General features: G+C 59.3%; 7 protein-coding genes. 6 read left to right on the forward strand and 1 reads right to left on the reverse strand.

Going from position 1 to position 13,758, the window contains the following annotated elements:
* Positions 1 to 28: 28 nt before the first annotated feature.
* Positions 29 to 1,213, reverse strand: coding sequence for a thiolase family protein (locus BIND_RS15490; RefSeq protein ID WP_012385969.1), 1,185 nt, complete (start codon positions 1,211 to 1,213; stop codon positions 29 to 31).
* A gap of 753 nt (positions 1,214 to 1,966) precedes the next feature.
* Between BIND_RS15490 and BIND_RS15495 the strand changes: the two genes are divergently transcribed.
* From BIND_RS15495 to BIND_RS15520, 6 genes are all read left to right on the forward strand, one after another.
* Positions 1,967 to 9,055, forward strand: a complete 7,089-nt coding sequence (locus BIND_RS15495) for a two-partner secretion domain-containing protein (protein ID WP_158304396.1) — start codon at positions 1,967 to 1,969, stop codon at positions 9,053 to 9,055.
* Positions 9,056 to 9,149: 94 nt separating this feature from the next.
* A complete protein-coding gene (locus BIND_RS15500) occupies positions 9,150 to 10,922 on the forward strand; it encodes a ShlB/FhaC/HecB family hemolysin secretion/activation protein (RefSeq protein WP_012385971.1) in 1,773 nt (590 codons plus the stop codon).
* A gap of 55 nt (positions 10,923 to 10,977) precedes the next feature.
* Positions 10,978 to 11,406, forward strand: coding sequence for a TonB-system energizer ExbB (gene exbB, locus BIND_RS15505; protein ID WP_012385972.1), 429 nt, complete (start codon positions 10,978 to 10,980; stop codon positions 11,404 to 11,406).
* Positions 11,399 to 11,782 carry an ExbD/TolR family protein gene (locus BIND_RS15510; protein WP_012385973.1) on the forward strand — a complete coding sequence of 128 codons (384 nt, stop codon included), beginning with the start codon at positions 11,399 to 11,401 and terminating at the stop codon, positions 11,780 to 11,782. The genes exbB and BIND_RS15510 overlap by 8 nt, the downstream gene beginning before the upstream one ends.
* A gap of 4 nt (positions 11,783 to 11,786) precedes the next feature.
* Positions 11,787 to 12,581 carry a TonB family protein gene (locus BIND_RS15515; RefSeq protein ID WP_012385974.1) on the forward strand — a complete coding sequence of 265 codons (795 nt, stop codon included), beginning with the start codon at positions 11,787 to 11,789 and terminating at the stop codon, positions 12,579 to 12,581.
* A 48-nt stretch (positions 12,582 to 12,629) separates the two neighbouring features.
* Positions 12,630 to 13,541, forward strand: coding sequence for a peptidylprolyl isomerase (locus tag BIND_RS15520; protein ID WP_012385975.1), 912 nt, complete (start codon positions 12,630 to 12,632; stop codon positions 13,539 to 13,541).
* Positions 13,542 to 13,758 lie beyond the last annotated feature (217 nt).

Here is a 13,758-nt window from a genome sequence, read left to right on the forward strand (position 1 = left end):
ATCAAACTTACCCAAAGAGGACGCCCGATTAGGCAGCCTCAAACGCGAGGGCAATCCCCTGCCCTCCCCCAATGCAGAGCGTCACGATTCCTCGCTTGAGGCCATCGCGTTTCATCGAGTGGAGAAGCCTGGTCGTCAGCACCGCGCCGGTCGCACCAATCGGGTGACCATGCGCGACGGCTCCCCCTTCGACATTGATAATATCCTGCGGCAAGCCAAGCTCTTTCGCGACGGCAAGCGGTACAGCCGCAAAGGCTTCATTGATTTCGATCCGCTCGATATCGGAAAGTTTCCAGCCAGCCCGCTCAAGCGCCTTGCGGACGGCTGGCACCGGGCCGAGCCCAAACAAGCCCGGCTCAACCGCCGCAACTCCAAACGCCACCAGATGCGCCATGGGCGTTACGCCTTTTGCTTCGGCGAAGGCGCGATCAGCCACGATCATCGCAGCCGCACCGCTGTTGAGCCCAGGCGCATTACCAGCGGTGATCGTCCCATCTTTGCGGAAGGCGGGCTTAAGCTTGGTCAGGATCTCGAGCGTCGTATCTGGGCGCGGCGCCTCGTCGGATTCGAAGCGCTCCGGCCCCTTCTTGCCTTTTACCTCCACCGCGACAATTTCGTCCTTGAAATGCCCCGCTTTTTGGGCCTCCGAAAAGCGCTGCTGCGAGCGAACGGCAAAACGGTCCTGTGATTCACGCGTAATCTGTAATTGCGTGACGAGATCTTCCGTATGCCAGCCGGAATGCTCACCCGAAAAGGCATCATTCAGCCCATCCGTCAGCATGGCGTCGAGGATTTCGGCGGGACCCATCCGATAGCCCCAGCGTCCCCCTTCCATCAGATAAGGCGCACGGTCCATATTCTCCATGCCTCCCGCCACAGCCGCATCGATCTCGCCTATCGCGATCTCCTGAGCGGCGGTGACAATGGCCTGGGCACCAGAACCACAGACACGATTCACCGTCATGGCGGGAACGGAGACCGGCGTACCACCGCCGATCGCGGCTTGACGGGCGGGATTCATCCTGTTGCCCGCCTGAATGACATTGCCCATTACAACAGAACCGATCTCGCTGGATTCGAGTCCTGCCCTCTTCAGGGTCTCACGCACCACAATGGCGCCAAGTTCGGTCGCGGGTGTGTTCTTGAGCGAGCCATTATAATTGCCGATCGCGGTCCGAACCGGACTGCACAGAACAATATCGCGCTGGGTCATGACAAGTCTCCTCCGTAAGCTCCAAAGACTTCGTTCTTGCCGACGGTCCCATCGGGTCACGCCAGCTCTTATGGGTCATTGTGGAGACGGCAGTGCACCTGCCCTGGAAACCCCTCGCATCGAGACTGCGCTCCGGTCCTCTCAACTCATGTCTTGGGCCCGCTGTTCCCGTCGAATGCCACGCACCGCCACAAGAACGGCACAGCCAGGATGAGAGCGTGTGGTGTTACGAACTCAAAGGCAGCAAAGCGAATCGGAGTCTCATCGCGGGAATGTCACGAGTGGTTAATTCTTTATTTATAACATTTTCGTGACTTTATCGCAGTCTGGCCTTCCAACGGATACCAGCGTGTCAGAAAGGATTCACGAATGATCTGGAGGCGATCCAGGATATTTCGATGCGCGACAGCCGCCATATTTTGAGCTTTTTATAAACAAAATGCCCAAAGTTAGCTCAAATCCTTCGCATTTCGGCACGTAATAAGTGCATCACAATGGCTTGATCTTATGCGAAGCTGTTCCTAAAGATACAGCGATATCAAGTCATATATTTATGTGAATGGGCCATCCGGGTCCACCTTGTCCCCACCCCAAACGCCGTACGACTCATGCGGCAGTTTGTCGGGCGTTCTCTATAAGTCACTGAATTCTCCAGCTCATTTTTGAGAACCCTTTGCCATGCCTCGCTCGAAGTCCGTCCAGAAAACCACCAGACAGAATCCGGTGATGTCCTTTTCGAGCCCTGGCTCCGTGATGATGCGTAAAAAACGCCGTCCTCTCACGGCCTTGACAGCTCTGGCGGCGCTCATGGCTCTGCCACGCCCGGTTGCAGCAGGGCCTGACGGTGGCTCGGTGGTCGCGGGACAGGCGACCATCTCGCAGGCGGGCAGTGTCACCAATATCACGCAAGGGTCGAACCGGGCGATCATCAATTGGAACAGCTTCTCCATCAATCAGCATGAGACGGTGAACTTCAACCAGCCTTCAAGCAGCGCCGCCATCCTGAACCGTGTCACCGGCAACGAACAGAGCGTCATCGCCGGCGCCCTCAATGCCAATGGCCAGGTGTTTCTGGTCAATCCGGCAGGTATTCTGTTTTCTTCCACCGCACAGGTGAATGTCGGTGGCATCGTCGCCTCGACGCTCGACATCGCCAACAAGGATTTCATGGCGGGGAAATATACGTTCTCCGGCACATCCCAAGCCTCGGTCATCAACCAGGGCCATATCCATGCCCATTCCGGCGGCTATGTCGCCTTGCTCGGCAAGACGGTTGAGAATGATGGGGTGATCTCGGCCAAAATGGGCACGGTGGCGCTAGCCTCGGGCGAAAAGATCACCCTCAATTTCAATGGCGATTCCTTGATTGATGTGACTATCGACAAGGGCACGCTCGACGCTTTGGTTGCCAATAAAAGGGCGATCAAGGCGGATGGCGGACGAGTGATCATGACCGCCAAGGCGGCCGATCAATTGCTCTCGGCGCAGGTCAACAACACGGGCATTATCCAGGCGCGCACGCTCTCCGACCTCACCGGTGGGCATGGCACGGCTTCCGGCACAAGCGGCTCGGTGCATGTCGGCACGATCAAGCTGCTGGCGCAGGGCGGGACCACGAAGGTGGCGGGCACGCTCGATGCCTCGGCCCCGAAGGGCGGCAAGGGCGGCTCAATCGAGACCTCCGGCGATAAGGTTCAGGTCGCATCCGACGCGCTCATCACCACCAAATCGGCCTCCGGCCAAAACGGCTCCTGGCTCATCGATCCGACCGATTTCACCATTGGTTACGGGAGCGATTCCCTGACGTCGAGCGGCATTGGCGCGACGACCTTGCAGAACATGCTGGCGAACACCAATGTGACCATTGTCACCTCGTCGGGCGGGTCGGGCAACGGCGATCTCACTGTCGCGGCGCCGGTCTCCTGGAGTTCGGGCAATTCACTGACGCTGGCCGCAATCAATAATCTCGACGTTAACGCCGCCGTCAGCTGGTCGGGCGGAGCCCTGACTCTCAACGCCGGCAAGAATGTCTATGTCAACGCCGCACTGACCGCGAGCGGAACCGCATCGCTCGCGGTCAATTATGGTCAAGCGATCAACGCAGACGGCTCGGTCTCCTCTACAGCGACCGTCGGCCAGAACGACTATGGCTCTCCCTATGGGCTTTACATGTCGCTCGGCGGCGGACAGGGGGCATTTCAGGGCAAGATCACGCTCGGCAGCGCCAATTCGGTGACGTTGAATGGCGCGGCCTATACGGTCGTCACCGACGCCGCCGGGCTGGCGGCGATCAAGAACGACCTCTCCGGCAAATATGTCCTCGGCACTGATATTTCAGGGCTGAACTGGACCGACGGCATTGGCGCGACGACGGCTTTCACCGGCGCGCTTAATGGTTTCGGCCATGTCATCGATTCCGCGACTTTCACAGGAACCGGTCTGTTCGGTACGATCGGCGCCGGCGGCCTGCTGGCCAATCTCGGCGTAACCAATTCCACCGTCAATTCGCCGGCGAGCGGAACCGTCGCCTCGGTCGGCCTCGTGGTCAATGTCAATGACGGGACTCTGGTCAATGTCTTTACCGACGCCAGCACGATCAACAATCGCGACAATGGTTCGGGAGTCGCCCCGTACCTGATTGCCGGCGGCCTGGTCGGAACCAACGCCGGGCTGATTGCTGACAGCTACGCCTCCACCATCGTCTCCGCGGGAGGGACCGCGGGCGGCTTCGTCGGCCTGAATCAGGCGACCGGAACCATTACTGACAGCTATGTCCGGAGCTCCGTGAACTGGGATACTAACGAAGTCTATGGCTCGGTCGTCAGCCCCGCCGTCGGCGTGGTGAATGCAGCGGGCGGTTTCGTCGGCGAGAATGATGGCGTGATCCGCACTTCGTGGGCGAGCAATGTCGTTCAGATCGCCGCATCGATGACCGGGGTCATGGCGGGCGGTTTCGTCGGCCTGAACAAGGGGACGATCGACCAGTCCTACAGCGACAACGGAACGTCGGACGCGGCCTTCAGCCATGGGCCCAATCTCGCGGGTTTCGTCGGGACCAATACCGCGACCGGCGTCATCACCAATTCTTATACCACCAGCCTTTATCAGTATGATGGGGCGGAGAATTGGTCGGCCGGCTTCGTCTATTCCAACGCCGGAAAGATCTCCAGCTCCTATGCGACTGGCTATCTCTTGAAATCCCTCACTACCGCCGGCTTTGCCGCGATCAATACCGGCGTGATCTCCAACGATTATTATTATGTCGCCACGAACCTCCCCGGAGCCAGCGTGTCCGACAGGTCGGGCGCGATCGCGCTGGATGCCTCGACAGCCACGCAATTTTCGAGCTATGCCGGCTTCGATTCATCGGTCTGGGCGCAATCCTCGTCCGGTTTCCCGGTCCTGTCCAACATTCTGATCCATCTCTCCGGCAGCGTCTCCTATAATTTCGCGCAGAGCGCAGCGAGCTTCGGCTTTTCGACCCCGGATTTCCAGGGCGGCGGCGGCTATGGCTACGGGTCTGATTATTTCAACGCCTCGGCCTCTGACGGCACTGCGATCTATAATGTCGCGCTCCACAACGGCTATGTTGACGCCGGCGCATGGACCGCGAGCAGCCTCCTGTCCTCCTCGGTCTATAAGAGATTTGACGGCGTGGCCACGGTCACGCCCGCCACACTGACCCTGTCCAGCGCCACCGGCAATGTCGTCTCCGGCAAAACCTATGACGGAACCACGACGGCGCAGATCAATAACGACCAGATCAACCTGGACGGCTTCGCTTCCGGCCAGTCCTTCACCCTTTCGCATCTCTCGGCGTCCTTCGCCGACCCCAATGCCGGAACCGGAAAGAAGGTGATCCTGAACTATGTCATCACCGCAGCCGCCGGAACCAATCCCAATAATTACATCATCAACGATATTACTGCCACGATCACGCCAAAGAGCGTGATCGTGGCAGGCGTCGAAACGACCAGCCGGTCCTATAATGGGGAGACGGGGACCACTGTACTCAATTCCACTTTGTCCGGCGTCATCCCCGGCGACAACGTCTCGATCGCCAATGGCTACTCGGCCAATTTCACCGACGCCAATGCCGGCACCGACAAGAGCGTCGTTCTTTCCAATCTGTCGCTCACCGGCGCCAGCGCCGGCAATTACGCCATCGCCTCGAGCGTGACTCTGCCGACGACAGCGGCGATAACGCCCCTGGCGATCACTTTGCTCGGCGTGAAACCAGCCGATGGTTCGACCAGCGTTTCCGGCGCCAATCTCGTCGCCGCCAATGCAGTCGGCGGCGATCAGGTGGTTTTCAACGGCTCGGTGACGCTCGCCAGCGCGAGCGCCGGCCTGCAACCCATCGTCAGCCTCGGCAATCTGACGCAAAACAACCCCAATTATACTTTGGTCGGAGCGGTCGGCACGGTCACTGTCAGCAATCAAAGCCTGATTCCCGCCCATACCGACCCCGCAACGGGGATCATTTCCACTTCCGGAACGGCGACGATTTCCACTGTGGGAACGGTGACGACGATCAACCAGTCCACGGAGAAGGCGATCATCGATTGGCTGCGCTTCTCGCTGGGCGCCGGCGAAAGCCTGAAATTCGACCAGCCGTCGTCGAGCTCGATCACGCTCAATCGGGTCATCAGTCAGGAAGCCAGCGTGATCGCCGGTTCGCTGTCCGCCAATGGCCGCGTCTTCATCCTCAATCCCAATGGCATTCTGTTTTCGGCCGGGTCGAGCGTCAATGTCGGCGCCCTGGTCGCCTCGACACAGACCATGGCGGACCAGGATTTCCTGAATGGCAATTATCTGTTCCAGGTTTCCAATACCACAGCCTCGGTGGTCGCCAACGGCGACATCGTGATCGCCGACGGTGGATTCCTTGCGCTGCTGAGCCAAAATGGCGTGACGAGCTCGGGCAGCGTGGCCGCCCACAACGGGACCGCCATTCTCGCGGCCACGCAAAGCCTGACCTTGACCCTCAATGACAATGACAATGGTCTTGCAGGCTTTGCTTTGGGCAATTTGACCGGAACGACGACGGCGGGCGGCGCGATCGATCTCGCTTCGGCCGCCGGAACCGGAGGCCGGCTTGAGACCGCCGGCCTCACGGTTTCCGCCAAGGGTTTGGCGCTGACCGGCGCCGGCGGGGGTTGGACATGGTCTCAGCCGAGCATCGTGGTCGGCACGGGCGGTGTCGACGCCGGTCTGGTGAATGCCCAGCTCGCGACAGGTAATTTCGTCCTGGAGGCGGTTTCCGGCAATCTCACGGTCAATTCGGCTTTGTCGTGGATCGCCGACCACAGCCTGACCCTGTCGGCGACCAAGGATATCACGATCAACGCGCCGGTGAGCTGGTCCGCCAATACGCTCACGATCAATGCCGGGGCCAATATTTACGTCAATGCGGTCATGACGGCGAGCGGGACAGCCAGTTTCGCCGGGATCTATGGCAACGCGACCAATGCCGACGGCAATCCGAACGGGCTTTACATGAGCTTTGGCGTCGATGCCACCGGCCTCGGTAATGGAACGTTCTCCGGCCGCCTCGATTTCAACAGCACCGGCACTCTGTCGCTGAACAACCAGATCTATACCCTGATCAAAGATTGGAGCCAGCTCACGGCGATCAGCGGCAATTATGGCTATTACGCTTTAGCCAACAATCTGACCGCCCCGGCAGGGACCTTAAGCGCAGCCCCGGTTCAGGATTTAACCAGCCCGATGTTCGACGGTCTGGGCCACACCATCGATAAACTGACCATCGTTGACGCGACCGGCCAGGGCTACAACGGCCTGTTCGGTACGATCGATTACAATACGACCGTCCGCAATATCGGCCTGACGGGGGTTTCGATCACCGACAATGGCGGCTACGCGGACGGCGCGCTGGCCGGGCTCAGCAATCCCGGCAGTTTCGTCAGCCATGTCTTCGCGACCGGCACGATCGACGGCGGGAACCGGACCGGCGGACTGATCGGCTGGAATTTCAGCCCGATCTATGATTCTTACGCCTCGGTCACGGTGTCGGCGGCCAATTCCTATTACATTGGCGGGTTGGTCGGCTTTAATTCGGGTGGCACCATTGTGCGCTCCTACGCGACCCGCGACGTCACCGGGCTCCAGATCGTCGGCGGTTTGATCGGCCTGAACATTAATGGCGCCAGCGTCAGCTATTCCTTCGCCACCGGCAATGTGGCCGGAACCGGCGGCCACAATACATGGGGCAACATCGGCGGCCTGGTCGGCGAGAACGATGATGGCGCGCTCGACCACGATCATGCGACAGGCAATGTGCAGGGCAATGGCGGCGTCGGCGGGCTTGCCGGTTCCAGCGGCGGGCCGATCTCCTATTCCTACGCCACCGGCGAGGTCAAGGCCAATGACAATACCGGCCGCGATATCGGCGGTCTGGTCGGCAGAGGGGGCGATATTTCCTATTCCTACGCCACCGGCAATGTGACGGGCGGCTATAATGTCGGCGGCCTCGCCGGCTCCGCCGGCGCCATCTCCTATTCCTACGCGACCGGCACTGTGACCGGCAATGGCGAGCCGGGCGTTTTTCCGGCTTCCGGGGTGCTCGGCGATATCATAGTCTCGGCCAACGCTGTCGGCGGCCTGGCGGGCGCGGCCGGCTCGATCAGCTATTCCTATGCGACCGGCACTGTCACCGCGATCGGCGACGGCGTCGGCGGATTGGCCGGCGTGGCCGGAACCATCACCAATTCCTATGAAACTGGCAATGTGTCGGGCCGCTACAACGTCGGCGGCCTGGTCGGCATCTCCAATGGGGACATCACCAATTCCTATGAAACCGGCAATGTCACCGGCCTCGACGGTGTCGGCGGCATCGCCGGCGGCGCGGCCGTCGGGATATTCAACGGCCTGACCGTCTATGGCAACGTCAGCGGACGCAGTTTTGTCGGCGGCATCGTCGGCGAAATCATGAGCGACGTGCAGCAAACGGATCCAAACGTCATTCCCCCCGCCTCTCTGACCATCGAAAATTCGGTGGTCTATGGCAATGTGACGGCCAGCGGCGATTATGCCGGCAGCCTGGTCGGATTTATCATGATCGCGACCCAGAAGGGTTATAAGACGGTGGTCGATATTACCAATAACACCACCCACGGAACGCTGACCTGCGTGGGGGGCCTCGGCTCAGGAAGCCATTGTGGTGGCGACGTCGGCTATTCCGTCAACAATTTCGGCACGGTTTCCGGAAATAACTACATTCCACCCTTGCCCCCGACCCCGCCCCCGCCCCCGCCCCCGAACGGGTCCGGGACGGGAAATCCCTCCGGCAGCAACACAGGGACAAACACCAGCGCCACCAATACCAATACCAATACCAATACAGGCACGAATACAAACACGGGCACGAATACAAACACGGGCACGAATACAAACACGGGCACCGGCACCGGAAACAATACATCCGGGCAGACGGCCACGGGCACGTCCTCCACATCGCGGGCGCAATTGGCGCCCGGGGCGGCGCAGGCTTTGTCCTCGATGGGTTCGATCACCACCACCAATACGACGCTCTCGGCGACGCAACTTCCGTCGCCCGATCTGGCAGCGGCGGGTAAGTCGGGGGTTCTCGCCGAGGCGCCTAAAATCCAGGACAATATCCAGGTCGAAGCGCCCCCAGTGGTAACGCCCCCGCCGCAGGTGGTCGAGCAACACCGGAAGCCCGCCCCGCAAACGTCGAGCCATGCAGGCCATCAAGGCCGGGGCGATGGGGGCAGCTACGGCGCATCGATCCGCTCGATCGAAGTCGATGGTCAGCGCTTCGACCTGAGCGGTGGCGGCAAGGTCAAGCCAGCACCCTGAGCTCGACTCGTGAACGCGGCGGTCTTCTCCCCGGCCACCGCGTGGCCCTCCCATAACAACCATGCCCCAGAACGGGGTCCCAAAGGTTCCTCCCATGCGTCTTTCTCTCGGCCGTTTCCATGGCCAGTCCGCTTTTGCCGCATCGCTGCTGAACTGCGCCGCTGTTCTTCCCGCTTTCTCTCCGGCTCTGGCGCAGACGGCAGGGCAGCCAAGCCCAGCGCGGGTGCTGGTGGAATTGCCTTACAATATCGGTGATGCGGTGCGGCAGGCCAATGCGGCGTACCAGCCACCGCTCGCCCAACTCCCCGCGGTGCCAGTGCTGCCGCAGCTCGTCGAGCCACAACTCACGCTGCCCAGCAACGAGAAGCTGATGATCCGGCACATCGAGGTCGACGGGGCGGACGCGGCGAGCCAGGAGGAAGTCCGAGCGCTGCTGGCCCCCTACGAGGGGCGGTGGCTGACCTTGAGTGAGATCTATGAGGCAGCCGACAAGATCACCACGCTCTACCGCGAGCGCGGCTTCCTCGTCGCCAAAGCCTATGTGCCGGCCCAGGACGCCCGCAAAGGCACCTTGCGCATCAAGCTGGTGGCCGGCCGTTTCGGCCAGGTGAGCGTGAAGGATGAGTCGCTGGTGCGCGAGGATTTCCTGAAGGATGTCATCGACACGGCTCTTGCGGATGATCCGCAGATCCATAAGGCCGCGCTGGAACGGGCCATGCTGCTCGTCTCCGATCTTCCGGGCGCCGGCATGCCGCGCGTCGCCATCGCACCGGGCCAGCAGCCGGAGACGTCCGACTTCGTATTTTCGGTGCCGCAGGGCAAGAGTGTCGACGGTTACCTTCTCGGCGACAATGGCGGCTCGCGCTATACCGGCCGCGACCGGCTGAGCGGCGGACTCAACATCAATTCGCCGCTCGGCTTCGGCGATCGCCTGTCGCTCTTCGGTGTCATCTCGCAAACGAAGGGCCTGCTCAACGGGCGCGCGGCCTATTCCTTTCCCATCGGTTATGACGGGCTGCGCGGCGAGATCGGCGCCTACAAGACCACCTATGTGCTGGGTGGTATCTATAGCGGGCTCGATGCGACGGGCGACGCCAGCGCCATTTATGCCACGCTCAATTATGCGATCCTGCGCTCGCGCGAGGAGAGCCTCTATGTGTCGGGCATCTTCACCCACAAGAGCCTCGACGACAGAGTGTTCGGCATCTCGACGGCGAGCCGGGAGATCAATCTCGGCACTATCAATCTCACCAACGATACATTTGGTGTGATCAACGGCATGCCTTTGTCGACCAGCGTATCGCTGTCCTATACGGCGGGCTATGTCAATTTCGCCGATCCGGAGCAGCTGCTTGCCAACGAGCAGACGATCCGCACGGCCGGTCATTACGACCGTCTGAACCTTTATGCGAACGCCAATCTCGGGCTTTCGGAGAATTTATCGTTCCTCATGCTGCTCCGCGGCCAGAAGGCCCTGAGCGGTAGCCTCGACACCAGCGAACAGATGACGCTCTCAGGCTTTTGGGGTGTGCGCTCCTACGATGAAGGCCTTTCCGCCGATAGCGGCTATCTGGTGATGCCGGAATTCCGTCTCGCTCTGCCGGCGCTGCCGCAATATCAGCATTCTCTTGGCTTTTTCACCGATGTGGCGGGCGGCTGGCTGGAGAATGCCACCTATTCGACGGTGCAGCGGCGTTTCACCCAGATCAATGACATTGGGCTTGGCTATTACATGACCTATGAATATATGCCGGGCCGGTTTCTGACTGGCAAGGGTCTGCTGGCGCATACCTATGGTTCGAACGGCGGCCTCACCAGCTACGACCGCGAGACCAAGGGGCTCGTCCAGATCGGCATTACTTTCTAAGTTCGGTTCATCTCATTCAGTTCCTTCAACCTGAATTTCCAAGGAAAATATTGCGATGCAAATGGATTGGCTCTCATCGGCGATCGACTACGGTATTCTGGGGCTGCTTGGCTGCATGAGCGTGGTCGTGGTCGCCATCGCTTTGGAGCGCATATTCTTCTTCCGCTCGATCGAACTGGCCGGTTTCAAGAATATCAAGGCGCTTGAACTGGCGTTGACGAAAAGACTTATTGTCGTCGCCTCTGTGGCCAGCAATGCCCCCTATATCGGCCTGCTTGGCACCGTGCTCGGCATCATGTTGACATTCTATAATATGAACCTCGAAGCGAATGCGGATGCGGGCAAGATCATGGTCGGCCTGGCGCTCGCTCTGAAGGCAACAGCCGTGGGCCTGATCGTCGCTCTTGTATCCGTGGTTGCTTATAACGGTCTCGTGCGCAAGGCGAAGGTCTTGATGCTCCAATGGGAGATCGCCAATGGATGAGAAGCCGTTCGAAACCATGAACGTCATTCCCTTTGTGGATATCATGCTGGTGCTGCTGGCAATGGTTCTGACGACCGCGAGTTTTATCGCGACGGGACGGATTCCGATCAATTTGCCGCAAGCCTCGAAAGCACCCGTCGAGAAGCATAATGACAAGATCATCGAACTGGCGGCGAACGGGGACACCTATTTCGATGGCAAGCCGGTCTCGAAGGATGAGATCAAAAGCCAATTGGGGGGCATGCCGCCAGATACGTCTTTCCTGATCCGCGCCGACCGTAATGTCACCTTTCAGAATTTCATCGATGTAGCCGATCTTCTCAAACGATTGAATTTCAACAAGGTCGCCGTGCAGACCGAGAGCGTTTCCAGGTAGCGCCATGTCTCAGGGAAAATCCTTCGGGAGAACAACCAAATTTACCCTCTATCATGGCTTTGCGCTTTCGCTGGGCCTGCACGCAGCGCTGGCCATACCGTTTGGCTTGCACGCCCTTGAGCATCCTCCCGAGGAGGAGGATATCCCGCCCCTCGTCGTCGAGCTGCAAGGCCTGGTGTCCACAAACCAATCCAACGAAAAGCTGCTTCAAGAGACAAAGGGGGAAGCGAAACAGGCTGATGCGGCCTCGGCCGCGCAGCCAGAAGCGAAGCCAATGCAGGACGATGGCCCGCAACCAGAGACGGATCAGCCGACGCAGTTGAAGGCGTCGGAACAGGACAAAACCGAAAAGAAGGACCCTGAGAAGGAAAAAGTGCCCGAGGTCGCGGAGACCTCTGCGCCGAGTCCGGCCCATACAGCCTCGAATTCAAGCAGCGCAGGAACGAACAACACCAAGGGCACCGAGGAACAGCAAAAGGCGCAAACGATCAGGAATGAACGTGAAGCGGAACTGAACCGCCTCAAGGAGTATATCAAATCGCTGACGAAGAAGGTGCAGACCAACCTCGCTTATCCCGACCAAGCACGTCAAAGCGGTCTGCAGGGGACGCCGACAGTCTCTTTCACAGTTTTGCCAAGCGGACAGATTCGCATGGAATCCCTGCGGATTGTCGCCAGTAGCGGTAAGCCGGAATTGGATCAGGCCGCGGTGAAAACCGTCCGCGCGAGTGTGCCCTTCAACCCACCGCCCAAGGAAATGACCGTGGCGATTGCTGTGTCTTTCGGTCGTAAACACTAGAACACGACCCGAACCGGGTCTCTTTTGGATTAAATCAAGGATTTGGAGATGCTCCGTAAAACACTTCTGTCGATGATCCCTGTCTTGTCATTGACGACGCCCGTCTTCGCCGTGGATGATGACATTGTGGGCCGTGCTGGCGGAATGGATGTCTCCATGAAAGAGATCCGTGCACGTATCGATCTTTTGCCGGAGACCGACCGGGCCACGCTCACCAAGGATCCGGCTCAATTGACGCAATTCGTGCGCGGTTATCTCGCTGATCGTGTGCTGCTAAGGGAAGCGCATGACACAGGTTTTGATCAGAAGACCCCGATCAAAGCCCGTCTCGACCAGGCGCATGACGCTTTGCTGATGGAACTCTATCTGCAATCTGTGACGCATGTCCCCGACACTTATCCGACCGAGGCCGAAGTTCGCGCGGCCTATGACGCCAATAAAAGCGCTCTCATCGCGCCACGCCGCTATCAGTTAGCGCAGATCTTCATCGCCGCTCCCAAAATTGACCAGACCAAGGACGATAAGACGAAGGACGAGAAAACCAGCGCGCGTCTCGACGAACTCATGAAAAAACTGCAGGGGAAAAGCGGCGATTTCGAAGTGTTGGCAAGGGAATATTCCGATGCCAAGGCAGAAGCCGCCAAAGGTGGCGAGATCGGCTGGCTGGCGGAACCTTCGTTGATGCCAGAGATTCGGCAGGCGGTTTCAGGGCTCACGAAAGGAGCGACAACCGCGCCAATCCGGCTCAACGACGGCTGGCACATCCTGCATATCCTCGACATCCGGGAAGCCGGCAGCGAGCCTCTGCCGTTCACCGAAGTCAAAGGCCCCCTCGCCGAACAGATGCGACGCCAACGTCTGACCAACGAGCGCCAAACCTATCTCACCCATCTCCTCAAGCAGAAAGTCCCTGTCGTCAATGAACTGGCGCTCACGAAACTCGCGCCGACACTGAAATGAAGGCTACCCATTAAAACCACTGAAGAAGCCACCTTCAGTGTCACGATATCACCAGCCGCGACCACTGAACCGTTACTACCGGCCGCGGCGACATATAATTGCTTTTCAGAATGTAGTCATTCGAGGACGCTCTGCGTGCGTTTCTGTATGCAAATGACTCAGTCGAACCGCTCTCATTTACAAAATAAGTTTTAATTCAAATTTACTTGAAGCCGGC

The sequence above is a fragment of the Beijerinckia indica subsp. indica ATCC 9039 genome, from assembly GCF_000019845.1.
Taxonomy (GTDB): domain Bacteria; phylum Pseudomonadota; class Alphaproteobacteria; order Rhizobiales; family Beijerinckiaceae; genus Beijerinckia; species Beijerinckia indica.

What these genes read in the sequence shown, in the direction of transcription:
- BIND_RS15490 (WP_012385969.1), bottom strand. Translation starts at nt 1,213, where the DNA reads ATGACCCAGCGCGATATTGTTCTGTGCAGTCCGGTTCGGACCGCGATC.
- BIND_RS15495 (WP_158304396.1), top strand. Translation starts at nt 1,967, where the DNA reads ATGATGCGTAAAAAACGCCGTCCTCTCACGGCCTTGACAGCTCTGGCG.
- BIND_RS15500 (WP_012385971.1), top strand. Translation starts at nt 9,150, where the DNA reads ATGCGTCTTTCTCTCGGCCGTTTCCATGGCCAGTCCGCTTTTGCCGCA.
- exbB (WP_012385972.1), top strand. Translation starts at nt 10,978, where the DNA reads ATGCAAATGGATTGGCTCTCATCGGCGATCGACTACGGTATTCTGGGG.
- BIND_RS15510 (WP_012385973.1), top strand. Translation starts at nt 11,399, where the DNA reads ATGGATGAGAAGCCGTTCGAAACCATGAACGTCATTCCCTTTGTGGAT.
- BIND_RS15515 (WP_012385974.1), top strand. Translation starts at nt 11,787, where the DNA reads ATGTCTCAGGGAAAATCCTTCGGGAGAACAACCAAATTTACCCTCTAT.
- BIND_RS15520 (WP_012385975.1), top strand. Translation starts at nt 12,630, where the DNA reads ATGCTCCGTAAAACACTTCTGTCGATGATCCCTGTCTTGTCATTGACG.